Origin of the sequence: Acinetobacter sp. TWP2-2-3, from assembly GCF_049896445.1 — a bacterium.
In the GTDB taxonomy this organism is placed as follows: Bacteria; Pseudomonadota; Gammaproteobacteria; order Pseudomonadales; family Moraxellaceae; genus Acinetobacter.
Genome location: NZ_JAFCUI010000003.1, coordinates 125176 through 151550, shown reverse-complemented (window position 1 = coordinate 151550; position 26375 = coordinate 125176). Strand labels below are relative to the sequence as shown.

Below are 26375 nucleotides of genomic sequence, written 5' to 3'. Positions count from 1 at the left end.
ACATGATTCTGACATAAAAAATGCCGACTTTCGTCAGCATTTTTTTGAATCTTAGAGTTTAGGCTTCAACCCATTTTCCGTCCTGATAAACCAGAGACCATTTGGTTTGCTTGCCTTCTGCAGTTTCCGAACCAATATATTGTGACTGGTTCTTACGGCTAAATTTTACCAGAGTTGGATTCCCTTCCGGGTCCACATCAGGTGCCTGCAAGATAAACTGATACTTTGGATCAAGCTGGTCGGCAACAGAACGAATCTCGGCCACTTTCGGTGCACGGGTTTCACGCACTTTCGGGAACTTGCTTGCCGCCAGGAATAAACCGGCTGCACCGTCACGCAGTACAAAGAAATCGTCATGCTTGGCAGAACGTAAATGCTCCATCTTGATCGGATCCACACGTGGAGGCGCAGGCTGACCGCTCTTTAAGACTTTACGGGTATTGTCACAGCTGGTACAGGCAAAATACGGACCAAAACGACCCGTCTTCAGCTGCATTTCACCATCACACTTGTCGCATGGGATACTCGGGCCATCATAGCCTTTAATTTTGAACTCACCTTCTTCAAGTTCAAAACCACTACAGTCCGGGTTATTCCCACAGATATGCAGTTTACGGCCGCCATCAATCACATAGCTGTCCATGGCAGTTTCACAGATCGGACAACGCTTCTTCGACATCAGGTCAGCAGTTTCCGCAGCCTCATCATCAGATAATGCAGCCAGAGACTCAACTGGTGTCAGGTTCAAGGTTCCTTTACAACGCTCTTTCGGCGGTAGGTTATAGCCTGAACAACCCAAGAATACGCCTGTGGTTCCGGTACGAATCTGCATTGGACGGTCACATTCTTTACAGTGTACTGCATCCACTTCTACAGGCTGATTGCGGCGCATACCGTTCTCACCCTGCGCCGTAGTCAAACGTTGCTTAAAATCGCCGTAGAAGCTGTCTAATAACTCTTTCCAGTTACGCTCACCATCTGCTACTTTATCCAGCTGACCTTCAAGATCTGCGGTAAAGGCATAGTTCATCAGATTACTAAAATTTTCATCCAGACGATCGGTAACGATCTCACCCATCTTCTCGGCATAGAGACGACGGTTATCCAGTTTCACATAACCACGATCCTGAATGGTCGAGATAATCGCAGCATAGGTCGATGGACGGCCAATGCCTTTTTTCTCGAGTTCTTTCACCAGTGAGGCTTCAGTAAAACGTGCCGGTGGCTTGGTGAAATGTTGAGATGGATCAAGTTTCTCAAGTTTAAGCACTTCACCGACTTTGACCGCAGGCAATAAAATATCGTCATCGGCTTTATTGGCACCACGCACGCGGGTAAAGCCATCAAAGACCAAGGTACGGCCTTTGGCTTTCAGTTCTACGCCATTGGCATCCACCAAAATGGTAGAAGACAGATATTCTGCCGGAGTCATCTGACAAGCAACAAACTGGCGCCAGATCAGGTCATACAGACGCTGTGCATCACGCTCAACACCCACCAGACTGTCGCCTTTTAAGCCAACCATAGATGGACGAATCGCCTCATGCGCTTCTTGCGCACCGGCTTTATTGCCATAACGGTTCGGCTTGGCAGGCAAATACTTCTCGCCAAACTCGGATTCGATATGACCACGCACCATATTCACCGCATCATCACTCAAGAAGGTCGAGTCGGTACGCATATAGGTAATGAAGCCGGCTTCATACAGACGCTGCGCCAGCATCATGGTTTTCTTCACAGAAAAACCGAGACGGGTACTGGCTGCCTGTTGTAGCGTTGACGTAATATACGGCGCACTTGGATTAACCTTGGTTGGCTTATCTTCACGTGCAGAAACCGTATAATCCGCATCTTTGATCAGGTTTAATAAGGCATCAGTTTCGGCTTTGTTGCGCAGCTTGAGCGTCTTGCCATTTTGCTTGACCGCTTCGAGACGAATATCATCTTTTTTCGATTTGGTATCGGCAAACACCTGCCAGTATTCTTCAGGAATGAAGGCACGAATTTCACGTTCACGCTCGACCACCAGCTTCACTGCAACCGACTGTACACGACCGGCCGACAGACCACGGGCAATCTTTTCCCAAAGCAATGGCGAAATCATAAAGCCCACGACACGATCCAGGAAACGGCGTGCCTGCTGTGCATTGACTTTATTGGTATCCAGACGTGACGGATGCTTAAAGGCATCCTGAATCGCGTTTTTGGTAATTTCGTTGAAGACCACACGCTGATAACGCGAATCATCACCACCGATGACTTCTTTTAAATGCCAGGCAATCGCCTCTCCTTCCCTGTCCATATCCGTTGCCAGATAGACTTCATCGACTTGCGATGCCAGTTTTTTCAGTTCGGCAACCACATGTTCTTTGCCAGGAAGGACTTCGTATTTGGCTTTCCAGTCATGTTCCGGATCGACACCCATGCGGTTAATCAACGCATTCTGTGATTTTTCAGCTTTTTCTGCATCCGTCAGTTTGGTACGTGTCGCTGGTTTTTTCTCTGTCGATTTTGCAGAGCCGCCAGTCGGTAAGTCACGCACATGACCCACCGATGATTTTACGATGTAGTTCGGACCAAGGTACTTATTGATTGTTTTCGCTTTTGCAGGCGACTCCACAATCACTAGGGCACGCTTGCTTCCAGCGTCGGGAGACTTCGCTGTGCTGCTTTTTGATGTGGACCGAGGAGCGTTCGCCATAATTAACCGTTAATCCTGTTTATTTCTAAATTAAAGTTCAGCCAAAGCGTGTAACAGCGCTTTGATGTCGTCGAGTTGGGTCGCTCTTAAATCAGCTTCTTCATCCCAATACACGCCGACACAGTTGGCCTGCATATCAATAGCATAAATGCCTTTTAATGCAATGGGAAAATCTTTAAATTTCTCATCACCCTGCACGATTTCGAGTTTATTATCGACAACACGGGCGCGCATCAAGGGCAAACGTGCATCTGGCATCAGCACACTGTAGTACGCGACCATACTGGCACGACTTTCAGTCGCCTTCGGGATTTTGGTCCAGTCCGGTGCCACCACCAGACGTGGATGCAAACCCATTTTACGGGCTTTATCACGCATCAGCCCCAAGGCTTTTTCTCGGGGACTTACACGTAACCCGAAAATCGACCCTATGACGAAAATGATGATGACCACCGTCACCCAGATTCCAGTGTTTTCCATAGTTCAACCTTTATGTTCTATTATTAGAGTTGCATAAGCACAATATAAAACGCAAGTTTGCACGATAAAATTAATTCAGGAACATTTCATGACTATATAAAATTTCGTGACCATTCCAGTAAATATAACCTTTCTCGATCAACTCCTTCAGCAGCAAGCGAATGTCCGATTTTGGAAATAACTGTTCCAGTAAATCACGCAGCTCATAAATGTCTTTGGGTTTATCGCCCTGCAATTCACGCAGTTTACGCGCCACTTCCAGTTGTACCGGATCGATCCGGCCAAAGTTCTTGAACAGGTCTTGCTGTGCCGACTGGATTGGTGACTTGAGTATTTCAGATTCAACTGGAGCTTCATCTACCTTCATTTGGGAAATAACCTGATCCAGTTTAGGATTTTTAACCGGGCTTTGTTCATCCAGATTGAGTTGCAGCCATTGTTTCAGGACTTTTTTACGGAAACTGATCTGCTCATCATAGCGTTTGACAATTTTCAGGTTAATCAACATGCCGACCACATGCTGAGCTTTCACTGGCATCACTTGCAGAATATTCGCCACTGAGTTTTTTAGGGTTTCCACCGTATTCGGTTTGCCGCTCATTTTCCCTAACGCATCACAGTATTTTTTCACCAGTTGCAAGGCAGGTGTGTTCTTGATGGTATCCAGACTCGGAAGATGATTTTTAGGTTGATCGGTTGGAATGTTTGTCTCATCAGGCTGAATCTGAATTAGGTGACACGGAATATCAGAAGCTTGCAGCATCTGCTGCAACATCTCGCAGCTGTCCATCGCCGAGATCAATTCAACCTCGGTTTCCGGCTCCAGTAGCGCCATAAGCTGACCGACAATGACCGCATATTCATATTCTTTTTGTGGCGATTCAGGCGTGTCCAGTACCACCACCTGACCACTGCTAACCCAGCCGGCAAGCTCGGTTAAATCCTCTAAGGAGAATTCAAATTTTCCAGCACAGCTAAACAGATATAAAGTCGAATAATGCGCCACAATCTCACGCATTAACTTGGCTGTGGGGAAATTATTTTCGAGGTCGAGTAGAACAACTTTTGGGTGCATGGGACGCAATTCCGGAATGTACCTGAGAGCGGGTATTAGAGTAGGAAGTGAGTGAAAGGTCAAATAATTTTACGACTGAATGGGTGCAGGCCTGTTTCGGCAGAGGGTCAAACTGCATTTTATGAAATGCCTGAAAGAAATCTGTTTATAAGCCCGAATATTTGTTTTCAGCAGGAAAATTTCTTTGGCACTTGATTACTTTTATATGCGTGTTTAAGGCAATTTAAAAGCCCATTCAAAAAAATAATATTTCTCTTTTTAACATCTTATCGATCGGCTCATTTTTATTTTTCAATAAAAAACCCTTAGATCAGCTAAGGGTTGTTGTTGATTAAATCATTGGTTGCAAATTAATAATGCGGTGGGCGATCTGCAACCGGATCAAATTCTGCAATGCCTTCAGACAGATCTGAAGACTCAACACGTTGATATAACAGCGTCATTTGCTTTTTCAGATCAGCAATTTCCAGGGTCTGTTTGGCCACCTGATCATTCAACTGTTCAACTAAATCGTCTAAAAATGCAATTCGCACTTGCAAATCTTCAATGGGTGCGGAAAATGACGCCTGATCATTTAGATTTTGTTGTTTAGTCATTTAAAGTCCTCATTGGGGATTTCAGGAAACATTATGGCCTATATTACCCTTAGGGATGTCCAACTTGCGTTTGGTGGACCCGCCCTGCTCGACGGCGCGAATTTTAACTTGGAACGCGGCGAACGAGTGTGTTTGATTGGCCGTAATGGTGAGGGTAAGTCTACCTTACTTAAGCTGATTGAAGGAAGTTTACTGCCTGACAACGGCGAAGTTTCATTACAAAACGGCATTACTATTTCCATGCTGGCGCAAGATGTACCGATGGATTCAGGTAAAGTGGCTGATATCGTGGCAGATGGCGCTGGTGAAGCGTCAGAAGTTCTGCGTGCTTATCATGCTGCCAGTGAAGCTTGTGTACTAGGTGACATGGACGCCTGTGATCGTATGGGCAACCTGCAACACAAAATGGATCAGCTGGATGGCTGGGCCCTGGAAACCAAGGTCAATTCGATTTTAAGCAAAATGGGCCTGGACCCGGATGCAGATCTTGCCGATTTGTCTGGTGGTCGTAAACGTCGTGTACTACTGGCACGTGCTTTACTTACCCAACCCGATGTGCTGTTACTGGACGAACCGACGAACCATTTAGACGTTGAAAGTATCGAATGGCTGGAAAAATTCCTGCTCGATCAAAATAATTTGACCCTATTGTTCATTTCGCATGACCGTGCCTTTGTCGATAGCATTGCTACCCGTATTGTTGAACTGGATCGTGGTCAACTGCGTAGTTATGAAGGTAACTATTCACGTTATCTAGACCTGAAAGCCCAGCAAATGGAAGCTGAAGAAAAGCAAAATGCGCTGTTCGATAAAAAGCTGGCTGAGGAAGAAGTCTGGATCCGTCAAGGGATTAAAGCCCGTCGTACCCGTAACGAAGGTCGTGTCCGTGCCCTAAAAGCATTACGTGAAGAATCTAGAGCACGTCGTTCGCAACAAGGTAAAGTGACGATGGCGACTCAGGATGCCAACCGTTCCGGCAAACTGGTGTTTGAAATTGAGAACCTGAGTGTGAAATTCGGTGACAATGCACCGATCATCAACAACTTCTCTGCACTTGTCCTCCGTGGCGACCGTATCGGTCTGGTCGGTGATAACGGTGTCGGTAAAACTACCCTCATTAAAGCCATTCTGGGCGAGCTAGAACATGGCGGTACGGTGAAGACCGGTACGCAGTTAGAAGTGGCCTATTTCGACCAGCTCCGTAATGCGCTGGATCTGGAAAAATCTGTTAAAGATAACGTCTCAGAAGGTTCTGACCACGTGGATGTGAATGGTAACCGTCGTCATATCTATAGTTATTTACAAGATTTCCTGTTTTCGCCAGAACGTGCCCGTACACCAGTCAAAGCTTTGTCAGGTGGTGAGCGCAACCGTATCCTGCTAGCGAAACTGTTGCTGAAACCATCGAACCTGATTGTGATGGATGAGCCAACCAACGACCTGGATATGGTGACTTTAGAGTTACTGGAAGAGATGCTGGGTGGCTACAAAGGCACCCTGCTGTTGATCTCGCATGACCGTGCCTTTATGGACAACGTGGTAACATCCACTTGGGTCTTTGATGGTAAGGGCAATATTGACGAATATGTTGGCGGTTATCAGGATTATCTTGAACAACGTCCGGATCAAACCGTGGTTGACCAAAAAAGTGCCGTGAAAAAAGCCATAGCCAAAGCAGAAGCCGAGGCGGCACCGGTCGCTGCCAAAAAAGTTAAGCTTAGCTACAAGGACCAGCGTGCACTCGAGCAACTTCCTGCTGAAATGGAAGCACTGGAAAAAGAGCAGGCCGAGATCAACGCACAACTGGCTGATGGCTCTTTATTTGTGACTGATTCCGATAAAGCATTGAAACTTTCTAACCGTTTATCCGAAATTGATGAGCTGTTACTGGAAAAATTAGAGCGTTGGGAAGAACTGGACAACCTAAGTAACGGCTAAATATTCCCCGAGCTTTTACTAAAGCATCTGTATTCGTACAGATGCTTTTTTATTTCAATAATCTTCTCTGTTAGACTGCATTTAATCTTTTGGCCCTAAATTGTTTTATGAGTACTCAGCCTGCATATCAACCCGGTGAATTTCAATGGTCATTCCTGTTACCTCAATATTGGGGCAAATGGCTAGGCATTATTTTCCTGATGATTCTGGCGATCTTACCTTGGGCCATTCAGCATCGTCTGGCGTCCCTGCTGGGCCACCTTTCTTTTAAATACTTGAAATCACGCCGTGAAACCACGCTGCGTAATCTGGAAGTCTGCTTTCCCGAATGGTCTGAAAAGCAGGTACAGGACAATGCCCGTCAGGTATTTATCGATCAAATGCTGGGGGTGTTTGAGACGCTGAATGCCTGGTACAGTCCGAAATGGTTTCAGGGCCGCGTCAGTATTGAAGGCTTGGAACATATTCAGAAGGCACAAGCCGCAGGCCAAGGCATGCTGTTATTAGGCACGCATTCAACTTTGCTCGATGCGGGTGGTTATCTTTGCGCACAATATTTTGAACCGGATGTAGTCTATCGTCCGCAGAATAATCCACTTTTGGACATGCTGATTTACCGTTGTCGCGCCACAATTTATGCCAATCAGATTGACCATGATGATATGCGCGGTCTGGTACGTAACCTGAAAAATGGCCATGCGATCTGGTACAGTCCGGATCAGGATTATGGTTTAAAACAAGGCGTGATGGCACCTTTTTTTGGCGTGCCTGCGGCGACTGTAACCGCACATCGCCGTTTACTGAAAATGACCAAAGCGGCTGCAATTCCTTTATATTTCTACCGTCATGGCGATATTAACAATCCGCGCTACCATGTGCTCATTGAACCGGCACTGGAAAACTTCCCTAGTGAGAATGAAGTTGAAGATGCCACTCGCGTGAACCGGGTGATTGAGCAGCAGTTGCGCATCGCACCGACCCAATATATGTGGTTCCACCGCCGTTTTAAGACTCGCCCTGAAGGTTATAAATCAATTTACTAAATCGATTTGATCACGGAATTTGAAGGGCTATAGCTTAAAATCATGTTTAAGTAATTGAAATAATTTAACCCGAGCTCTACATCCTGTAAAACTCGGGTTAATGAGGTTGTGCTTTCACATATTATAATTCGTTCTGCTTTTTTGTGATTTCCCTTTCAGCATCATATCCATGATGTTTTCATTCAGCTTCGTCTTCCTTATGAGAATATCCTTTCTCGACTCCCTGTGCTGATAAACCTAGAATACCCAGATTCCCAACCCCTGCCCATTCGCAAGAAGCGTAAACTGTTGTAAGCAATATCGTACACTTTTCTTCTAAAAACCTATGAGATTTTGCCCCCTTCTTTATAAGCCAGGGCAACTTCATCAGTGACTATTTTTTCCTCTTTCTCTGCTTTCTGAATGCCCTCTTCAATGGCTTTTTGTGCTTCCTGCTCATCTTTATCAGTTTGTTCTAATTCTTCCTGAATATGCTCGAATACCCGACCGGTTTGTAAAACCAGAAAGACCGGAAAATGGTCAGAACCTACATGCGGTAAACGCTCCATGTGTACCAAGGCAAAATCGGTACTATGAAAGACGTGATCCAGCGACCAGCGGAAAAAAGGATAATCTGCGTGAAAAGTATTCACATAATGACGTCCTACCCGCGGATCCAGCAGCCCACTAATGCGTTGAAACAGGCGTGTGGTACGTGACCAGGCCACGTCATTCAGATCGCCCATGACGATACAGCTTTCATCCAGATCTTTAATCTGATCACCGACAATCAGCAGTTCAGCATCACGCAAGGTAGAATCCTTGGCCTCGGTCGGACTGGGTGGTTTGGGATGCAGACAGTAGAGCTGTACCGGTTGTCCTGAGCGTAAAATCACCGTGGTATGAATGGAGGGAATTTCATCACTCAGAATAAATTTAACCTCAGTTTCACTCAGTTCGAGCTTGCTATATAGATGCATGCCATACAGATTATCCAAAGGCACAGGCACGCGATAAGGATAATCAGCTTCAATCACCGAGAGTGCATTTTGCCAGTTTTGATCGGTTTCCAGAGTCAAAACCAGATCTGGCTGATGAATCTGGATCTGCTCGATCAGTAAATGATATTTGGTATTGGTAGTAAGTACATTGGAAACGACCAGGGAAATCTGACGTTGCGGATCCAGCTGATCATGCTTGACCTGCTTGACCTGTTTTTTCCAGATAAAGGTATAGGGCAATACCATTTTCAACTGATAGGCCAAAGCTGCCATCAGACCGATAAAAAGCAGCTGATTCAACCAGTTCCAGGGATGATCAACCAGGAGAAAAAGAATAAAGGCGATAAAGCCCAATACCAGAATTTGTAAGCGTGGAAAATCCGCACCCCGAATCCACCATTCATCGCGTGGTATCAGTGACCAAAAACTTAACCAAATGACAATGATTGCCAGAATTTGGATAACCCATATCATAAACTGCGCTCTTAATTAAGTTATTATTTTTTCTAAAAGAAAAATGACGTTATCAATTTTGTATGTATCATAAAGCAGATATTTCTCTCAAGAATATTGATGTTTTGATTGTGTAGCTCTTGCAGTTGAGTCCCTTTTTGGTACACTCGAATCCCTTTTGATTTTTTAACGCACCGAGGCAAAGTGACATGAAAGTAGGTCTGGTCGGTTGGCGCGGGATGGTTGGTTCCGTCCTTATGCAACGTATGGTTGAAGAGAATGATTTTGCTCATTTTGAGCCATTCTATTTCTCTACCAGTAATGCAGGCGGTGAAGCGCCGGCATTTGGCGGTAAGACCGCCCCAGCACTTATGGATGCATCAGACATTAACAGTCTGAAGCAAATGGATGTCATTATTACCTGTCAAGGTGGCGACTATACTTCTGAAGTTTTCCCGAAACTGAAAGCTGAAGGCTGGAACGGTTACTGGATTGATGCAGCATCAACCTTACGTATGGATGATGAAGCCATCATCGTACTTGATCCGGTGAACATGCACGTGATCAAAGATGGTTTGGTTAAAGGCACCAAGACTTTTGTCGGTGGTAACTGTACGGTTTCCTTGATGCTGATGGGCTTGGGCGGTCTGTTCCAGAACAATCTGGTGGAATGGGCAACGTCAATGACGTATCAGGCCGCTTCTGGTGCGGGCGCGCAAAACATGCGTGAACTGATCAATGGTATGGGTTATTTATATAACAATACCAAAGAGTTGCTAGATGATCCGCGTTCTCCAATTCTGGATATCGACTCTAGAATTGCTGAATTACAACGTGGTGAAGGCTTCCCGTCTGCAAACTTTGGCGTTCCTTTGGCTGGTTCACTCATTCCTTATATCGACAAGCAACTGGAAAGCGGCCAGTCGAAAGAAGAATGGAAAGGTCAGGTTGAAACCAACAAGATTCTGGGCAACCAGCAGATCGTGCCAATTGATGGTCACTGCGTGCGTATTGGTGCCATGCGTTGTCACTCTCAGGCATTAACCCTGAAATTGAAAAAAGATGTACCTTTGGATGAAATCGAAGACATCATTGCACGTGCCAATGACTGGTCTAAAGTGGTTCCAAATACTCGTGAAGCATCCATGACTGATCTGACGCCTGTTGCTGTAACAGGTACTTTAAGCGTTCCAGTCGGCCGTCTGCGCAAGCTGAATATGGGTAAAGAATATCTGGGTGCGTTCACTGTAGGTGACCAGTTGCTTTGGGGTGCGGCCGAGCCGTTACGCCGTATGCTGCGTATTCTGATTGATTATAAAAATGCCTAATATCCTTTGGATATAAAGCCAAAAGCCGATCTTTATTGATCGGCTTTTTTATGTAACTATTGCGTAAGTATTTTACAAAAAACAAACATCCCGTTAATCTATAATTTTCGCTATGCGATAATGACTGAGCTCACGATTAAGATGACTGTATATAACAAATTAAAGCTTGCCATTTTAGCCATTGTCGCTTCACAAAACATTTATGCGATTAATGTAGATCCGGTTCAGATTCAGTCTGCCCCTGGGGAATTACTCTATGCAGAAATGACTTTTCGGCAGTCTAATATCAATTTGCCGATTGAAGTCAGTCTGGCTTCACCTGAAGATTTAATGTCAATTGGTGCATCGCATCAGCCGCCTGGTCATCTAAACTTTTTTACTCGGCGTAGCAATAATGGCACCGGGGTCATTACTATTACTTCTTCTCGACCAATGACAGAGCGCGAGCTGAATATTATTGTCAAAATCAAGGAAGGCAATGCCGCACGGCTGCAACATATTCGTACGCCCTTACAAGCTAAAACCGATTTATTAAAAGCCAGTCTCAAACAGAATGAACGCCCGCTTGCACCAGTTGTCGTCGTCAGTGAAAAAGATATTGCACTCAACTTACCCGTAAGTAGTCATTACAGTACAACAGCTTCCACAGCCTTAAATAAGCCACCGGCTCTAGAAAAGCCGTTGGCATTGCAACGTACAGCACCACCAACATTATCGAACACTTCTATTCCTAAAACTGCATTTGTGCCAGCTGTAATGACATCAAGTCCAGCGATTCAGGCTCAAGCGATTGCGCCTGTACTGAAAAGCGAGGCTGTAACTGCACCCGATACTCAAGCCCCAGATAAAACTGCAGCGGCGCTTTCAGATTCAGTAAAGACCTCACAAGCAACTCTTGCATCGCCTGCTCCTGCAGCAGCTTCGACTACAAACAAACCAGCTAGTACGATGCCAGCAAATCAAAGCGCATCAGCATCAAATAAAGCAGATGTGCAGAAAGCTGTAGAGTCCCGTTCTGATCATCAAACCGCCTCCAGTGATCCATTGGTGAAAAAATTTGCTGAGGAACAAGCCAGAAAATCAACTGGATCATCCAATCCGGTGAAAACTCCAGCTCCAGTGACTGCAAAAGCTTCACCAATCAAAGCAGCTCCGAATCAGACTCAACCTACTTATGTCGTTCAATCCAATGAGTCACTGTGGGGGATTGCTTCACGAATTGCCGAACAGCAGCAGCGCCCGGTCAACGAAGTCATGCAGCAAATCAAAAAACACAATGAGCATGCCTTTATCGGAGGAAATGCCGATCGTCTACGCAAGGGTGCTGCATTGAACTTAAATACGACTCATCCTGCACCTGCGCCCATTAAAGTCACTGCAGCAAAGCAAACCGAGCGACCTTCTAAGCCTGCTGGCAAAACAAAATACCGTTTGAATCAGGCAGAAATGAGCCTGGTGGCTGAGAACCAGCACGATTCTGGGCAAGTTTCTGCAAACCAGAACACAGAACGCAATCAAACATCAAAGGAATTGTCATTAAAAGTTATGACAGCCCGAGAAAAAACCGTTAAATTACAGAGAAACGTGACTGAATTAGAATTGGCACTCAATCAGAAGGATCACAGAATTCAGTTATTAAATGCGCGTCTGGCCCAGCTACAACAACAGCTCAAAGCCCAACAAGCAGATAAGAAGCCAATTAATTAAAAAGTTACACATGACGATTTATTGGGATAGGCGAATTTAAACTACTCTATCCCCAAGGGGTAAAACATGCTGATTTATGTGATTCCATTAGTGATATTGATCATCGTATTAATTGTCTTTAAAAAACGACAAGATGCTCAAGAATCAGATAAAGCAAAAACTAAAACGGTAAAAGCGAAAAAAACTGGCTCTGCTTCAAAAGCTGCCCCACAAAGAACCAAAGTGGTGGAGCCAGTCGGGGTCACAAAAAAATCAGCAACGCCATTATCAGCAGACACACGCAAGAAAATTGAAGGCCTGATTCAAGAGCGTAATTTTTTTGCGGCCGAAGCACAGATTAACCAGGCACTGAATCGGGATAATTCCCAGCATGAACTCTATCTGCTGTTATTGGATATTCATATCTTACAAAAAGATGAGTTTGCAATTTCACAGCTGCTCAACCATATCCGTTCTTTGCATTTAGATGAGATTCTGGCGCAAGCTGAAGCAAAACAGCGTGAATTCGAACAATCTTCATCTGCTGTACAAGATACCATTGATTTCCCAAGTGCCCAGCCTAAAACTTCTTCTGCGCAGGAAGCTACTTCAACTTCAGATGCTTTTGCCGATCTGGTTGCACCGGCTCCTTCAAATGAACTAGCATTTGAACAATTGCAGCAGGACTTTCAATCAAGCAAGCCGGCCCCTATTGCAGAACCTGTAGCAGATATTCAACCACTTGAATTTAATTTTGAACCAAAGACTACCCCAGTAGAAACACCAAAAGCTGAAGAGGCTCCTATACCTGCTGCTCCTTCTGTAAATTTTGAATTTCAGAGTACATCTACAGATATTCAAACTACAGCAGTAACAGAAACGGCACCTGTCTTAGACTTTAAACTGGATTTGGAACAATCTGCTCCAGTAGAAACAGCACCAACTGTGACTGAGGAAATCAAGCCTCTAGATTTTTCATTCTCACTTGACACACCTGTACCAGCAGCTGAAAAAACTGCGGTGCCTGCAACTGAGTTCGATCTGTCCAGCTTAACAGCTGCAGCACCTGTGGCAGATCCGGTTGCACAAACCAATCTATCAGGCATGGATTTCAAATTAGATCATTTGGAAACCACGCCAGAAGCGCCTGCTGCAACAGTGATGAGTTTCGATCTTCCTGCTACGCCAGCTCAGGCAGCCGTAGACCAGCATGATCCACTCGTGCAATCTTTCCCCGAATTACTGGATGTTAATGAAGCAAGTCTCAATCTTGATCTTGCCCAGCAATATATTCAACTCGGTGCCTACGCCGCTGCCCGTGAAATCATTGCCGAGCGAGAAGCTGAATATACTCCTGAACAACAGCAACGCGCAGAGCAATTACTGAATCAAATCGCATCTTGATGCATTTCGATTTACACTAAAGCAGTCAATAATTGGCTGCTTTTTTTATGATAAAAAATATTGCATTAATTTATATGGGTGGCACATTCGGCTGCGTGGGAGATCCTCTTGCACCGATGCCTGCTGATTTATTTATTCCAAAGCTCGAACAGATACTTGCAGAGCAGTATTTCGTCGAATGCCATCATGCACCCGCCATTAAGGACAGTAGTGCCTGCACAGCAACCGACTGGTTGCAACTGGTACAGTTTATTCAGCAATTGCAATCGCGGCAAATCCAGCATTTTGTGATTATTCACGGTACAGATACGCTGAGTTATGCCAGTGCAGTACTGGCACATTTTATTGGAAACTCGGCGCATGTGGTGCTGACCGGTAGCCAATATCCGTTGCTGAATGCTCAAGGCAATGAACAGCGTGAATTTAGTGATGCCCTAGATAACCTGAAATTTGCACTAGATTCCGTCAGCGAATGTAGCGCTGGAGTCTATCTGGCATTCCATCATCAGCTGCTACATGCGCAAACTGCACTGAAACAGCATACTACCGAGTTAAATGCCTTTGCAGGTCTTGAGGCCAATATCGCAATCCAGACCCATCAACCGTGTTATCAGGTCAAGGTAGAAGATATTGCGAAAGCGGCTGAATTCAACTGCATGAGCATCATGATGCAGCCGATTGATCTGGCTCAGCAGCTGAATAACTTGAACAACCTCTTGGCTCGACCACCGCATTTTCTATTTTTGCAAGGTTTTGGCACTGGCAACCTGGCGGTCAATGACACCATGATTGCGCTCATTGATCAATTGTATGAGCAGGGCTGTATTTCCGTCTTAACCACCCAAGTGCCTTTTGGTGCGACGGATCAGCGCTATGCCATTGCCGAATGGGTGAATCACTGCAAAATTTTGCTGAATGAAAGTTATGGACATGCGGATCTGTATGCAAAAGCCCTGAAAATGTATTTACAATACGACACTGTAGAGCAATGGCATCGTCATTGGTACGATCAATAAGGTTTTGAGGTCATTATGCAGCGTTTTGCGGTGGGAATTGAGTTTTGTGGGATGCATTATCGAGGATGGCAGACTCAACAGCCGGGAGTTGCAAGCGTACAGGAAACCATTGAGAAGGTTCTGAGCAAAGTTGCCGATCAACCGATTAGCCTGCATGGTGCTGGTCGTACGGATGCGGGTGTCCATGCCACCAATATGGTGGCACATTTTGATACGGATGCCGTGCGTTCTGAACGTGGCTGGCTGATGGGCTGCAATAGCCAACTCCCTAAAGACATCTCGATCCAGTGGATCAAAGAGATGGATCACAGCTTCCATGCCCGTTTTAAGGCACAGGCGCGCCGCTACCGATATGTGGTCTATAACCACCCTGTGCGCCCGGCATTGCTGCATAAACAGGTCACCCATGTCTATGCACCGCTTGATGTTGAACAGATGATATACGCCGCGAAAAAGTTTGAAGGCACGCATAACTTTGAAAGCTTCCGCGCCGCAGCCTGTCAGTCCAATCAGCCCGTTCGTCATGTCAGCCATTGCCGCTTGATTCAGCATGGTCAGTATCTGGTACTGGATATTCAGGCCGATGGCTTTCTGCACCATATGGTGCGCAATATCATGGGATGTTTATTGGAAATTGGTCAGGGCATGTATGCTGCCGATCATATTGATAATATTTTCGCGGCAGAAGACCGTAAAGCTGCTGGTGTGACTGCGCCAGCAGATGGTTTGTATTTTATTCATGCTGATTATCCGGCGCAGTTTGAATTACCTGAATTACCCTTAGGTCCGCACTGGCTGAATATGCCGGAATAGTTTTTAAATTTTTTAGAATATTTACCTCCCCTAACCCCTCCTAAAAGGAGGGGAATTCCTCCCTTTTTTAAAGAGAGGTTAGGAGGGATTTTTAACGCTGCTTCCGCTTCCGATATTCCACTGGCGTTTCATTGGTCCAGCGTTTAAAGGCACGATAGAAGGTACTTGGCTCGGAAAAACCGGTCAGATAGACAATCCTCTCGACGCTCTCATTGGTACTCGCCAGCAAACGCTTGGCCAGACGACAGCGATAATCCGAGAGAATCTGCTGAAAGCTGGTATGTGCCTCACTCAGTTGTGTTCTCAAACGGCGTGGCGTGATGTTCAGCTGGGCTGCCACAGTTTCTAGCGTGGTTTCGCCACTCTCCAAAGTAGAGCCGATTGCACGACGTACTTCACCGACCAGATCATATCTTGCCAGTTCCTGTAGCTTTTCAATGGCCAGTTGCTCATGCAGCTGCAACAGCTCAGGTTCAGCCTGCCACAGCGGATATTCCAGGATAGTCGGATCGAAATACAAACGAGTTTCTTTCTGACCTAGACTGACCGGACACTCATAAACCCGGAAGTATTCATCATCAGGTGCCCCTTTATAAAAATTAAAATCGATATAAATCGGCTCAAAACGCCCTTCGGTAATAAATTTAAAGAAACGCAGTACACCTGACATAGCACATTCAGTAAAATGACGATTGACCAGACTCTCAGCAAAAGGCTGTTCACCATTGGTTAAATAGCAGCGATCATCTTCAATCACTAATTTGGCAGCAAAGGCATCGCTGATCAGGCGCTGATAAGCCAAAGCACGTTTCAGTCCCTCACCAAAATTTTCAGATGAAACAAACAGGTGTTCAATGACCTGACCACGATAAAGTGGCAGGTGCTCACCCAGATGCAATCCAATGTCCGGGTCCTTGCTGACTTCCTCTGCCGCCACCCAAAAGGCATATTGGGCACTCAGCGGGGTACGGTCATTGGCTTCCACCTGATTTAAAGCCACTCCTGCTTTGGTCAAAAGTTCTTCTGTTGGCAACCCCGCACGACGAATCGCCTGATAGCCTAAACGCAATACGACTGATGCATCCGTTAGCTGACTCACTCAAAAGCCTTCCTTGTATGTACTTCATTTATACTTAAAAAGATTAATTTTAGATTAACTGTGATTGACCAAACTGACAACAGAAACAGGTGTCTTTTTAGTTAAAAAAATTATCGTGACAGTTCGCCTATTTTACTGGCAGATGATCAGTCTAACGCCCGTTTCGTCTTGTATTTTGCAAAAAAATTGACTATAATTTGCGCCTTTCCAATTTATTCATTCAGGTAGGCTATGGCCAATAAAGAGGAACTCATCGAGTTCGAAGGCGTTGTCACCGAGACGCTTCCTAATACTATGTTCCGTGTACGTTTAGAGAACGGTCACGAAGTGATTGCCCACATCTCTGGTAAAATGCGTAAACACTATATCCGTATTTTAACGGGCGACAGTGTGAAGGTTGAAATGACACCTTATGATTTGACTAAAGGTCGTATCACATATCGTGCACGCTAAGTTTTAGCGCAAGCAAAAGCCACTTTTAGTGGCTTTTTTATTACTTGAATTATTTATCAATCAGTAAAATAATTTGACACAGGTCTATAAATTCACGACTATTCATTGAATTAAAAACAATGAATATGAAATGCTTGTCCCTACTTTCCAGCTTGTTTCTCGTTGCGTGCTCTACCGGCGGCAATCAGTATCTGCATCAGTCTCTACAACCTTATGTGGGTCAAACTGCCGCACAGGTTCGTAGCCAGCTGGATCTTCGTGCCATGGGATTCAAGACCTCCCAGCAACCGATTCAAACCACAGAATTTCTCAGCTACACTATTTTTCGGGATATGAATATTCCGATGGGCACGCCGAATATCAGTCAAAGTATCTCGATCGGTGCACCGATGCCGATGCCCTCAAATGGTGGTTATAACATTGAGATGAAATGCCAAATCTGGTTTGACTTGAAAGATGAAATTATTCAGGCGATTCGCTTTACCGGTAGAGCTTGTTAAGCTGTACTCATCGAGTTCAAAGCCTGGATCGGATTAAATCAGGGATCAATCTCAATACGCTAAACTTCTACCGTGTATCAAATCACAACAGTATTTTTGCATGGAATGCGCTTACACTCATTTTATTTGGTGTGAGGACAGCTCATGAAGTTCACACTGATTTTAGTATGCTGTACAGCATTGAGTTTGCTTAGTGCATGCAGCACCACCTCCTCAACGACTGCTGCACAGCGTGATGCCTATTTACAACAGTTCATTGGGCAAAGCAGCCAACTGATCGATCAAACTCTGGATCTAAAACGTTTAGGTTATCAGCAGATCAGTGGGCCTGAACGCAGCGCCAAGCAATTAAGCTATGTAGTACAACGCCCCATTAGCATTCCTTTGCCTGTAGCGCAGTTTCCTGCCACAGGGACAGGCACTGTACCTATTCCCGTGTCAGTAAGCCCTGCCGGCGGCTACGACGTCAAATTACAATGTAAAATCACCTTCTTACTCAAAGATAATATTGCGACCGCGGTACGCACCACAGGCCGAACCTGTTAAGCCGTTTAAGCTTCGAAATTTCCATCATAAAAAACGCAGCTCAAGGCTGCGTTTTTTTGAATCGAAGCAGGCTTAGTTCAATGCAGCAACGACTGCTTGACCCATTTCAACCGTACCGACTTTTTGCATGCCTTCAGACATGATATCCGCCGTACGCAAGCCTTGATCCAAGACTTGGCCTACTGCATCTTCAATGGCTTTAGCAGCGGTTTCTTCACGGAAAGTATAACGCAGCATCATCGCCACTGAAAGAATGGTCGCCAATGGATTTGCCAGGTTTTGACCGGCGATATCTGGTGCAGAACCATGACAAGGCTCATACATGCCTTTGCCATTTTCATCCAGAGATGCCGATGGCAACATGCCGATTGAACCGGTCAACATCGCTGCTTCATCAGACAGGATGTCACCGAACAGGTTCGAGGTGACAATCACGTCAAACTGCTTCGGTGCACGTACCAGCTGCATTGCGGCATTGTCGACATACATGTGCGATAAATTAATTTCAGGATATTCGGCATCTTTCAGCGCAGTCACTGTCTGTTTCCACAGCTCAGTTACTTCAAGCACGTTGGCTTTATCCACTGAACACACTTTACCACCGCGCAAGTTGGCCATTTCAAAAGCGACTTTAGCGATACGCTTGATCTCAGACTCTGAATAAACGTCGGTGTTGTAGCCTTGCTTCTCACCATTTTCCAGTTCACGGATACCACGTGGCTGACCGAAGTAAATACCACCCGTTAATTCACGCACAATCAGAATATCCAGACCCGCCACGATTTCAGGTTTTAAGCTTGAAGCATCAGCCAGTTGCGGATAAAGAATCGCTGGGCGCAAGTTAGCAAACAGGTTCAGTTCGCTACGCAATTTCAATAAACCACGTTCTGGACGGATTGAACGCTCAATCGTATCCCATTTTGGACCACCCACGGCACCGAGTAGAATCGCATCGGCTTTTTTAGCCTGCTCAGACGTTACGTCTGGATATGGTGAACCGTGAGCATCAATGGCCGCACCACCGAGTAAACCCTGCTCCCACGTCAAATCAAGATTAAATTTTTCATTTACACGAGTCAGCACCTGCTCTGCCGCTTTGACAATTTCAGGACCGATGCCGTCACCAGCTAAAATCAAAATTTGTTTAGACATGAGATTTTCCGTTTAAAACGTCAGATTCAGACCTGACAGAGGTTAAATTTTCTTTTCTACAAACTCTGCAATCCCGGTGACTGCATTATAGGGTTTGCAAAAACGACGAATGGTTTTTTGCTCTTGTACCAGATCTACGCAAAGCGGATCAGGCGCCGAAGCATTTAATAAACTGCTGCTACGCGCATTACGGTCGCGGAACATTTTTAAGGTATAGGTTTTATTGGCCTGAAAACGATGAAACACATGTAAAGTTTCCGCTTTATCCTTACTGATCGGATAAAAACGTACCAACAGTTCATGCTGTCCTGCCGGCACGGATAAATAAATCGGATTGGCCTGATTTAAGTTTTTAGCCTGCAAACGTACCAGTTTCTGTTTCAGCGCTTCACCACTAATGCGGCCATTGTCGGCGTTGACAATGATGGTCTGATTGAAGCGTTCGAACTGGCAATCTGGCGTCCCTGTACAGTAAATCAGGGCATTGCTTTTGCTCTCAGTACTTTCTTTGGCATGTTTGAGTTTCATCGTGTCGATGCTTTGACATGCAGTCAACAGCACCGATACTGCACTTAAAGCAAGCCACTGTTTCCAATAATTCGCCATAATGTCTGTCTTACCCAATCAAAAAACTCAATAATCTTCCGATATTAGCAAGGGCATCGCAGTCATGCCATGACAATTTTTACTGATTTATCCATGAATTTCGGCAAATACCCAAGGACGCGATTGTTTGGTTTTTTCTTCATAGGCACGAATATCATCCGCCACCTGCAAAGTTAAGCCAATATCATCAAGACCATTTAACAGGCAATGCTTGCGAAATGGATCGACTTCGAACTTAAAGCTTTCACCTGTAGGGGTGCGAACTTCTTGTGCCTGCAAGTCAATAGTTAATTGATAACCTTCATCTGCCGCACATTCCTTAAATAACTGCTCAACAATATCTTCAGCCAAAATCACTGGCAACATACCGTTTTTAAAGCAGTTGTTAAAGAAAATATCAGCAAAGCTTGGCGCAATCACAGTACGAAAACCATATTCACTCAAGGCCCACGGCGCATGTTCACGACTAGAACCACAACCAAAATTAGCACGTGAAATTAAAATAGATGCGCCCTGATAGCGTGGCTGGTTCAAGACAAAGTCGGGATTGATCGGACGAACTGAATTATCCTGACCCGGATAACCTTCATCCAGATAACGCAATTCATCAAATAAATTGTCACCGAAACCGGTACGTTTGATCGATTTCAAAAACTGTTTTGGAATAATTAAATCTGTATCGACATTGGCACGATCTAAAGGTGCAACGATACCTTGTTCAACGGTATAAGCTTTCATATTTATTTCCCAATGAATTCGTAACCTCTCCCTACCCCTCACTTGCGCTTCGTTTTAAAGCAATGCTTCAAAACTCACTCAGGAGAGGGAACTCCTTCTCCCTCTGGGAGAAGGTCGGGATGAGGGCTTAAACTAGAATGAACGGACATCAACAAAATGACCTGCAATCGCAGCGGCGGCGGCCATGGCTGGACTCACCAGATGGGTACGACCGCCATTGCCCTGACGACCTTCAAAGTTACGGTTCGAAGTCGAGGCACAATGCTCGCCTGGTTGTAATTTGTCAGCATTCATTGCCAGGCACATTGAACAACCCGGTTCACGCCATTCAAAGCCCGCTTCGACAAATACCTTGTCCAAGCCTTCCGCTTCTGCCTGAGCTTTGACCAGACCAGAACCCGGAACCACCATCGCCTGTTTAATTGAAGATGCGACTTTGCGACCTTTGATCACTTCAGCTGCAGCACGGATATCTTCAATACGCGAGTTGGTACATGAACCGATAAAGACACGATCCAGCTGAATCTCAGCCAAGGCCTGACCGGCATTTAAGCCCATATATTGATAAGCACGGTTCCAGTCATTGCGTTGTACATCATCTTTGGCTTGTTCTAAAGTCGGTACTGCTTGAGAAACTGGAATGACCATCTCAGGAGAAGTTCCCCAAGACACTTGCGGCTCAATTTCTTCACCTTGCAACACCACAACCGTATCAAAATATGCGCCTTCATCCGAATGTAAAGTATTCCAGTACGCCACCGCCTGATCCCACTGCTCCGCAGTCGGCGCATAAGGACGGCCTTTAACATACTCGATAGTTTTGTCATCGACAGCGACCATACCCACGCGTGCACCGGCTTCGATCGCCATGTTACACACAGTCATACGGCCTTCAATAGACATGTCACGGAAGACCTGACCGCCAAATTCAATCGCGTGACCAGTACCGCCTGCGGTACCAATCTTGCCAATAATCGCCAAGACCACATCTTTTGGTGTTACGCCCTGACCTAATTTGCCATCAACACGCACCAGCATGTTTTTCATCTTCTTTTGAACCAGGCATTGGGTTGCCAACACATGTTCAACTTCTGATGTACCAATACCGTGCGCCAAACAGCCAAAAGCACCGTGTGTTGCCGTATGCGAATCACCACATACCACGGTCATGCCCGGTAAGGTCAAGCCTTGCTCCGGCCCGACCACATGCGCGATGCCCTGACGAATATCGTTAATATCAAATTCAACAATATTAAAGGTCTTGCAGTTGTCATCCAAAGTTTGCACCTGGATGCGCGAGGTTTCATCTTCAATTCCGGCAACACCCTGCTCACGCTCTTTCTTCGAGGTCGGTACGTTATGATCCGGTGTGGCAATATTCGCGCTTAAACGCCATGGCTTACGCCCGGCCAATTGCAAACCTTCAAAGGCCTGTGGAGAAGTCACTTCATGTAATAAGTGACGGTCGATGTACAGTAAGGCAGAACCATCATCACGTTGCGTTACTAAATGGTCGTCCCACAATTTATCATATAATGTTTTTGCTGTTTGGGTTGCGCCTGCCATGTCGATGTACTCCACTGGACTGGGTAAATTCTTTCTCTGATTTTGATTATATCGCTGCAATCACATAAATCTAATTTATCATTTTTATCAGTTAAAAAACTTTTTGGAATCTTTTAAAAGCTGAATCAAATCATGCTTTAGCTCTATTTTCATAAATCTAATTTTCCGATTAATTTATAAAAAATATTCGTTTTTACAAATTAAATGAGAATTATTATTATTTCTTCATCGACAGAGATGATGATTTTGAGGAACTTCGACATGGCACATATTCAACGCTTTGTAGACAATAACCAACGCATGTTCAAAAAGACCTTCAGCTACTACATTATGCACATTACAGTAGCGATGATTGTGGGTTACTTGGTAACCGGCAGTTTAACGATGGCCATTGCCTTAAGTTTATTAGAGCCAACGGTACAAGCAGTAGCTTTCTTCTTCCATGAAAAAATCTGGGAGCGTAATAACCAACAGCAGAATAAGGACATCACCGCTTAAACTCTTCGGTCGAGGTTCCTGATGAAAGACTGCCCTTAAAGGTGGTCTTTTTTAGTTTTTAAAATTCTAGGGCTTTGAAAATGTATAGTAATTCAGCACTGCAACATAGATGAGCTAATTTTACTTTGATTTATTCTTAAAATATAACAATAATAGACTTACACATAAAAATTCTTTATAGGTGATTAAGATGAATCTCGCAGCCTTTGAAGCTTTCGTGAAAGTCATGGAAACCGGTTCGATTTCTCTGGCCGCAGATCAGCTCTTCATTACCCAGCCTGCTGTCACCAAACGTATTCACAGTCTGGAAGAATACTTTGGGGTCAAGCTGTTTGAATCTGCCGGACGTGGCGTACAGGCCACCCACGCGGCACACTCCCTGTTGCCTAAAGTGAAAAACTGGCTGAATGAACTCGGGGATATTCATTATACCTTGAGCCATGAACAAGGTCAGGTACAGGGCAAACTGAAAATTGGTACCAGTCATCATATTGGCCTGCATCATCTGCCGAGTCATTTGCGCCGTTATGTCCAGGAATATCCGGACGTAACCCTGGATGTACATTTTGTTGATTCCGAGCAGGCGCATGAACAGGTGATTGCCGGCGATCTGGAACTGGCATTTTTAACCTTGCCGCCACGGGGTGATGCGCGTCTGAATTATGTAACTATCTGGAATGATCCTCTGGTCTTTGTGGTGGCACCGTTTCATCCGCTGGCGCAGCAAAAAAATCTGTGTCTGGAAGATTTGCTCGACTACCCGAGCCTGTTGCCATCATCACAGACCTATACTTCGCAGATCACCTTGGCCGAATTTGAAAAACAGGGTATTAAACCGAAAGTCAGCATGAGCAATAATCCGCTGGAATCGATCCGGATGCTGGTATCGATTGGCTTAGGTTGGTCAGTACTGCCAAAAACCCTGGTCAATCACGACCTGCACCAGCTGGACATCAACTTGGAAATGAACCGTCGTTTGGGCATGGTCTGGCATCCCGGTCGTACTCAGTCCAAAGCAGCTCAGGCTCTGGTTCAGCTCATGCAGGGTGCCTCGCTGTCTATTTAAGCCGTTCCTGAACATGCTGCATCCAAAACGGTGCAGCATTTTGTTACCTAAATACACCCCATCTGGCGATATCTTTCGAGTATTTTTAAGACAATTCCATTCTTTTGCAGTGCAGAGGAATGCTTAAAACTATTCGATGGAGCCTGACGGATGCAGCTCGATTCTCCCTTAAAATCCCACTCTCAAGATAAAACAAATACAAGCAGCCTATGGCTTTCGGCCAAACCGATGCTGCTGCCCACGCCGGCACTTGATTTTGCCGATGAACAGACTGCCCGGCACTGCCTGCGCGAATATTTCCTGAACACCTTTGACACCTATGAACAACTGTTTGAATGCCTCAAACATGAAGATGCATTTTTCATCAAGCCGATTACTTTACGTCATCCGCTAATTTTTTATTTTGCCCATACCGCCACTTTTTTTGTCAATAAACTGCTGCTCAGCAAGCTAATTAGCGAACGCGTAAATCCGCATTTTGAAAGTATCTTCGCGATCGGTGTAGACGAGATGAGCTGGGATGACCTGGATGAAGTGCACTATGACTGGCCCAGTGTGCAGGAAGTCCGTGATTATCGGCATCAGGTACGCGCCCTGATCCTGAACATCCTTGAACATGCTCCGCTAACTCTACCCTTAAACTGGCAAAACCCTTGGTGGACCATCATCATGGGCATCGAACATGAACGGATCCATCTGGAAACTTCTTCTGTGCTGATCCGCCAGCATGCTTTGGAACATGTACGCCAGCATCCGCAGTGGCGTGCCAATATTATTACCGGCATGGCCCCGGATAATATTTTGCTGGATGTGCCTGAAGGTAAGGTGCATTTACAGAAAGATTTTAACCATCCATTTTATGGCTGGGACAATGAATACGGCCGGCATGAAGCCGAGGTTGCAGCTTTTGCAGCCTCCAAATATCTGGTATCGAATCAGGAATTTCTGGCCTTTGTCGAAGCTGATGGCTATCCGACCGAACACTACTGGAGTGAAGAAGGTCTAGGCTGGCTGCAATTTTCACAAGCTGCTCATCCCTGTTTCTGGCGCAAAACTGAATTAGGCTGGTCACTGCGATTGATGCTGGAAGAAGTGCCGATGCCTTGGGACTGGCCGGTAGAAGTGAATTATCATGAAGCCAAGGCTTTTTGTCAGTGGAAATCGCAACAGCTGGGAAAAACCATTCGCTTGCCGACTGAAGATGAATGGTATCGCCTGTATGCAGTTTCCGATCTGGATTCAGATTTACCGAGCCCTGAACAGGCCAATATCGAGTTGAAATACGGCACCAGCTCCTGTCCGGTCGATCATTTCAAGCAGGGCGATTTTTATGATATTCAGGGCAATGTCTGGCAGTGGACTGAAACTCCGATCTATCCATTTCAGGGTTTTCAGGTGCATCCGCTTTATGATGATTTCAGTACACCAACCTTTGACGGTCGCCATAACCTGATGAAAGGTGGCTCCTGGATTTCGGCGGGCAATGAAACTTTATATAGTTCCCGCTATGCCTTCAGACGGCATTTCTTCCAGCATGCCGGTTTTCGCTACGTCGCCTCTGATCAGGCACTGCAACATTTCCCTTCGAACTATGAAAGCGACCAGCTGGTCTCCCAATATCTGGAATTCCAGTACGGCCCCGAATATTTTGGTATCGCTAATTTTGCCAAAACACTGGTCGATCTGGCACAACCCTATTTTCAGCAAGTGCCATGTCATCGTGCCTTAGATATTGGCTGTGCTACCGGCCGCGCCAGCTTTGAACTGGCACACTATTTTGATCAGGTGACCGGTCTGGACTTCTCAGCACGTTTTATCCAGCAGGCAGTCTATTTGGCTCAAGGCAATAGGGTACGTTATCAGCTGCCGCTAGAAGGTGAATTAAGCGAAGAAAAAAGCTGTTCACTTGAAGATGTCGCTTTGGAACAGTTTGCGTCAAAAACGGAATTTTTTCAGGCCGATGCCTGCAACCTGAAAGCACATTTTAGCGACTATGATTTTATTCTGGCAGCGAACCTGATTGACCGGCTGCATCATCCGAAAGACTTTTTATTGCAGATTCATAAACGTATCAATATAGGTGGAATTTTAATGCTGAGTTCGCCCTATACCTGGCTGGAAGAACATACGGCGCGTAGCGAATGGCTGGGCGGTTTTCAGCAGGATGGGGAAAAGATCACGACTTTGGCTGGTATTTCCAACATTTTAACCCAGCACTTTGAATTGGTGGACGAACCCCAAGATGTGCCTTTTGTGATTCGAGAAACGGCCAGAAAGTATCAACATACCCTGTCACAAGTCACGATCTGGAAACGGATTCGCTAAAGGTAAGGTCATAGTCTAAAAAAGCCAATCATACGATTGGCTTTTTAATCATCCTTCATTAGTTGAATTTTCATGTAAGGATTCATTGAGTTGATCCACCACAATCGCCCATTCGCCATCAGATGCTATTTTCTCGCTTAAAAATTGACGTTGTGCCTCTGACCAATACGGCGCATCCAGTAAAGTCAGATCTTTATGTAATTGATGCTCGTGAATAAATGTTTCAATACCTTCTGCACTGGCATCCAAGCCAAGCTGCTGGAACAGATGTGTCATACGTGGTCGAACGTGAGTCATATCTCATACCTCAGAA

Annotated in this window: 24 protein-coding genes; 13 read left to right on the top strand and 11 right to left on the bottom strand. The window is 45.4% G+C overall.

Annotated features, from left to right (window positions below; translation table 11 throughout):
- Nucleotides 1-58: 58 nt before the first annotated feature.
- The 4 genes from topA to ACP7AK_RS06120 form a co-directional block, all read right to left on the bottom strand.
- Entirely contained in the window at nt 59-2701 is a 2643-nt protein-coding gene (gene topA, locus ACP7AK_RS06135) for a type I DNA topoisomerase (RefSeq protein WP_004278474.1), read from the bottom strand.
- 30 nt (nt 2702-2731) lie between these two features.
- Nucleotides 2732-3181: a hypothetical protein gene (locus ACP7AK_RS06130; protein WP_004278475.1), complete on the bottom strand. Its 450-nt coding sequence runs from the start codon at nt 3179-3181 to the stop codon at nt 2732-2734.
- Between the two features lie 70 nt (nt 3182-3251).
- Nucleotides 3252-4256, bottom strand: a complete 1005-nt coding sequence (locus ACP7AK_RS06125; protein ID WP_425879104.1) for a hypothetical protein — start codon at nt 4254-4256, stop codon at nt 3252-3254.
- 350 nt (nt 4257-4606) lie between these two features.
- Nucleotides 4607-4852: a SlyX family protein gene (locus tag ACP7AK_RS06120; RefSeq protein ID WP_004278477.1), complete on the bottom strand. Its 246-nt coding sequence runs from the start codon at nt 4850-4852 to the stop codon at nt 4607-4609.
- Nucleotides 4853-4885: 33 nt separating this feature from the next.
- On the opposite strand from ACP7AK_RS06120, the gene ACP7AK_RS06115 reads away from it, so the two are divergent.
- Together ACP7AK_RS06115 and ACP7AK_RS06110 are read left to right on the top strand one after the other, a co-directional pair.
- A complete protein-coding gene (locus tag ACP7AK_RS06115; protein WP_114541280.1) occupies nt 4886-6790 on the top strand; it encodes an ATP-binding cassette domain-containing protein in 1905 nt (634 codons plus the stop codon).
- A gap of 107 nt (nt 6791-6897) precedes the next feature.
- Nucleotides 6898-7833 (top strand): hypothetical protein, encoded by a 936-nt coding sequence (locus ACP7AK_RS06110; protein WP_005261737.1) that lies wholly within the window; start codon nt 6898-6900, stop codon nt 7831-7833.
- Between the two features lie 323 nt (nt 7834-8156).
- Here the strand turns inward: ACP7AK_RS06110 and ACP7AK_RS06105 are convergent, their stop codons facing one another.
- Nucleotides 8157-9287, bottom strand: a complete 1131-nt coding sequence (locus tag ACP7AK_RS06105) for an endonuclease/exonuclease/phosphatase family protein (protein WP_005261736.1) — start codon at nt 9285-9287, stop codon at nt 8157-8159.
- Between the two features lie 188 nt (nt 9288-9475).
- Between ACP7AK_RS06105 and asd the strand changes: the two genes are divergently transcribed.
- From asd to truA, 5 genes are all read left to right on the top strand, one after another.
- Nucleotides 9476-10594, top strand: coding sequence for an aspartate-semialdehyde dehydrogenase (gene asd / locus ACP7AK_RS06100; RefSeq protein ID WP_004647391.1), 1119 nt, complete (start codon nt 9476-9478; stop codon nt 10592-10594).
- Between the two features lie 120 nt (nt 10595-10714).
- Nucleotides 10715-12301 carry a hypothetical protein gene (locus ACP7AK_RS06095; protein ID WP_425879101.1) on the top strand — a complete coding sequence of 529 codons (1587 nt, stop codon included), beginning with the start codon at nt 10715-10717 and terminating at the stop codon, nt 12299-12301.
- A gap of 66 nt (nt 12302-12367) precedes the next feature.
- A complete protein-coding gene (locus ACP7AK_RS06090; protein ID WP_425879099.1) occupies nt 12368-13684 on the top strand; it encodes a fimbrial protein FimV in 1317 nt (438 codons plus the stop codon).
- 47 nt (nt 13685-13731) lie between these two features.
- Nucleotides 13732-14700, top strand: a complete 969-nt coding sequence (locus tag ACP7AK_RS06085; protein ID WP_425879097.1) for an asparaginase domain-containing protein — start codon at nt 13732-13734, stop codon at nt 14698-14700.
- Between the two features lie 15 nt (nt 14701-14715).
- The gene (truA, locus tag ACP7AK_RS06080; RefSeq protein ID WP_004278489.1) at nt 14716-15513 is read left to right on the top strand and encodes a tRNA pseudouridine(38-40) synthase TruA; all 798 of its coding nucleotides are present in this window, start codon (nt 14716-14718) and stop codon (nt 15511-15513) included.
- Between the two features lie 91 nt (nt 15514-15604).
- Here the strand turns inward: truA and ACP7AK_RS06075 are convergent, their stop codons facing one another.
- On the bottom strand, nt 15605-16612 hold the full coding sequence (locus ACP7AK_RS06075; RefSeq protein ID WP_005107962.1) for an AraC family transcriptional regulator: 1008 nt from the start codon (nt 16610-16612) through the stop codon (nt 15605-15607).
- Nucleotides 16613-16843: 231 nt separating this feature from the next.
- On the opposite strand from ACP7AK_RS06075, the gene infA reads away from it, so the two are divergent.
- The 3 genes from infA to ACP7AK_RS06060 all read left to right on the top strand — a co-directional run bounded on the left by infA (nt 16844) and on the right by ACP7AK_RS06060 (nt 18111).
- On the top strand, nt 16844-17065 hold the full coding sequence (gene infA / locus ACP7AK_RS06070; protein WP_001284370.1) for a translation initiation factor IF-1: 222 nt from the start codon (nt 16844-16846) through the stop codon (nt 17063-17065).
- 119 nt (nt 17066-17184) lie between these two features.
- Nucleotides 17185-17565, top strand: coding sequence for a hypothetical protein (locus tag ACP7AK_RS06065; RefSeq protein WP_425879090.1), 381 nt, complete (start codon nt 17185-17187; stop codon nt 17563-17565).
- Nucleotides 17566-17709: 144 nt separating this feature from the next.
- Nucleotides 17710-18111 carry a hypothetical protein gene (locus tag ACP7AK_RS06060; protein WP_044111837.1) on the top strand — a complete coding sequence of 134 codons (402 nt, stop codon included), beginning with the start codon at nt 17710-17712 and terminating at the stop codon, nt 18109-18111.
- Between the two features lie 72 nt (nt 18112-18183).
- Here ACP7AK_RS06060 and leuB read toward each other — a convergent pair whose 3' ends face one another.
- The 4 genes from leuB to leuC form a co-directional block, all read right to left on the bottom strand.
- The gene (leuB, locus tag ACP7AK_RS06055) at nt 18184-19263 is read right to left on the bottom strand and encodes a 3-isopropylmalate dehydrogenase (RefSeq protein ID WP_425879088.1); all 1080 of its coding nucleotides are present in this window, start codon (nt 19261-19263) and stop codon (nt 18184-18186) included.
- A 42-nt stretch (nt 19264-19305) separates the two neighbouring features.
- Complete coding sequence (locus tag ACP7AK_RS06050) at nt 19306-19869, bottom strand: hypothetical protein (protein ID WP_425879086.1); 564 nt, start codon at nt 19867-19869, stop codon at nt 19306-19308.
- A gap of 87 nt (nt 19870-19956) precedes the next feature.
- The gene (gene leuD, locus ACP7AK_RS06045) at nt 19957-20607 is read right to left on the bottom strand and encodes a 3-isopropylmalate dehydratase small subunit (protein ID WP_138742831.1); all 651 of its coding nucleotides are present in this window, start codon (nt 20605-20607) and stop codon (nt 19957-19959) included.
- 132 nt (nt 20608-20739) lie between these two features.
- Nucleotides 20740-22173: a 3-isopropylmalate dehydratase large subunit gene (gene leuC, locus ACP7AK_RS06040; RefSeq protein ID WP_005107970.1), complete on the bottom strand. Its 1434-nt coding sequence runs from the start codon at nt 22171-22173 to the stop codon at nt 20740-20742.
- A gap of 261 nt (nt 22174-22434) precedes the next feature.
- Between leuC and ACP7AK_RS06035 the strand changes: the two genes are divergently transcribed.
- From ACP7AK_RS06035 to ovoA, 3 genes are all read left to right on the top strand, one after another.
- Nucleotides 22435-22671: a DUF2061 domain-containing protein gene (locus tag ACP7AK_RS06035; RefSeq protein WP_425879084.1), complete on the top strand. Its 237-nt coding sequence runs from the start codon at nt 22435-22437 to the stop codon at nt 22669-22671.
- Between the two features lie 190 nt (nt 22672-22861).
- Nucleotides 22862-23737 carry a LysR family transcriptional regulator gene (locus ACP7AK_RS06030; RefSeq protein WP_004278498.1) on the top strand — a complete coding sequence of 292 codons (876 nt, stop codon included), beginning with the start codon at nt 22862-22864 and terminating at the stop codon, nt 23735-23737.
- Between the two features lie 150 nt (nt 23738-23887).
- Complete coding sequence (gene ovoA / locus ACP7AK_RS06025; RefSeq protein WP_425879081.1) at nt 23888-26062, top strand: 5-histidylcysteine sulfoxide synthase; 2175 nt, start codon at nt 23888-23890, stop codon at nt 26060-26062.
- A gap of 48 nt (nt 26063-26110) precedes the next feature.
- On the opposite strand, the gene ACP7AK_RS06020 is transcribed toward ovoA, so the two are convergent.
- The gene (locus ACP7AK_RS06020; protein WP_005245905.1) at nt 26111-26359 is read right to left on the bottom strand and encodes a DUF2789 family protein; all 249 of its coding nucleotides are present in this window, start codon (nt 26357-26359) and stop codon (nt 26111-26113) included.
- Nucleotides 26360-26375: the final 16 nt, after the last annotated feature.

Excerpts from the sequence above, each read along its gene's own strand:
- ACP7AK_RS06065 (WP_425879090.1), top strand. The coding sequence starts at position 17,185 with ATGAATATGAAATGCTTGTCCCTACTTTCCAGCTTGTTTCTCGTTGCG.
- ACP7AK_RS06095 (WP_425879101.1), top strand. The coding sequence starts at position 10,715 with ATGACTGAGCTCACGATTAAGATGACTGTATATAACAAATTAAAGCTT.
- ACP7AK_RS06130 (WP_004278475.1), bottom strand. The coding sequence starts at position 3,181 with ATGGAAAACACTGGAATCTGGGTGACGGTGGTCATCATCATTTTCGTC.
- ACP7AK_RS06060 (WP_044111837.1), top strand. The coding sequence starts at position 17,710 with ATGAAGTTCACACTGATTTTAGTATGCTGTACAGCATTGAGTTTGCTT.
- asd (WP_004647391.1), top strand. The coding sequence starts at position 9,476 with ATGAAAGTAGGTCTGGTCGGTTGGCGCGGGATGGTTGGTTCCGTCCTT.
- ACP7AK_RS06090 (WP_425879099.1), top strand. The coding sequence starts at position 12,368 with ATGCTGATTTATGTGATTCCATTAGTGATATTGATCATCGTATTAATT.
- ovoA (WP_425879081.1), top strand. The coding sequence starts at position 23,888 with ATGCAGCTCGATTCTCCCTTAAAATCCCACTCTCAAGATAAAACAAAT.
- topA (WP_004278474.1), bottom strand. The coding sequence starts at position 2,701 with ATGGCGAACGCTCCTCGGTCCACATCAAAAAGCAGCACAGCGAAGTCT.
- ACP7AK_RS06115 (WP_114541280.1), top strand. The coding sequence starts at position 4,886 with ATGGCCTATATTACCCTTAGGGATGTCCAACTTGCGTTTGGTGGACCC.
- ACP7AK_RS06125 (WP_425879104.1), bottom strand. The coding sequence starts at position 4,256 with ATGCACCCAAAAGTTGTTCTACTCGACCTCGAAAATAATTTCCCCACA.
- ACP7AK_RS06050 (WP_425879086.1), bottom strand. The coding sequence starts at position 19,869 with ATGGCGAATTATTGGAAACAGTGGCTTGCTTTAAGTGCAGTATCGGTG.
- ACP7AK_RS06020 (WP_005245905.1), bottom strand. The coding sequence starts at position 26,359 with ATGACTCACGTTCGACCACGTATGACACATCTGTTCCAGCAGCTTGGC.
- ACP7AK_RS06105 (WP_005261736.1), bottom strand. The coding sequence starts at position 9,287 with ATGATATGGGTTATCCAAATTCTGGCAATCATTGTCATTTGGTTAAGT.
- ACP7AK_RS06085 (WP_425879097.1), top strand. The coding sequence starts at position 13,732 with ATGATAAAAAATATTGCATTAATTTATATGGGTGGCACATTCGGCTGC.
- leuC (WP_005107970.1), bottom strand. The coding sequence starts at position 22,173 with ATGGCAGGCGCAACCCAAACAGCAAAAACATTATATGATAAATTGTGG.
- ACP7AK_RS06030 (WP_004278498.1), top strand. The coding sequence starts at position 22,862 with ATGAATCTCGCAGCCTTTGAAGCTTTCGTGAAAGTCATGGAAACCGGT.
- truA (WP_004278489.1), top strand. The coding sequence starts at position 14,716 with ATGCAGCGTTTTGCGGTGGGAATTGAGTTTTGTGGGATGCATTATCGA.
- leuB (WP_425879088.1), bottom strand. The coding sequence starts at position 19,263 with ATGTCTAAACAAATTTTGATTTTAGCTGGTGACGGCATCGGTCCTGAA.
- leuD (WP_138742831.1), bottom strand. The coding sequence starts at position 20,607 with ATGAAAGCTTATACCGTTGAACAAGGTATCGTTGCACCTTTAGATCGT.
- infA (WP_001284370.1), top strand. The coding sequence starts at position 16,844 with ATGGCCAATAAAGAGGAACTCATCGAGTTCGAAGGCGTTGTCACCGAG.
- ACP7AK_RS06035 (WP_425879084.1), top strand. The coding sequence starts at position 22,435 with ATGGCACATATTCAACGCTTTGTAGACAATAACCAACGCATGTTCAAA.
- ACP7AK_RS06120 (WP_004278477.1), bottom strand. The coding sequence starts at position 4,852 with ATGACTAAACAACAAAATCTAAATGATCAGGCGTCATTTTCCGCACCC.
- ACP7AK_RS06110 (WP_005261737.1), top strand. The coding sequence starts at position 6,898 with ATGAGTACTCAGCCTGCATATCAACCCGGTGAATTTCAATGGTCATTC.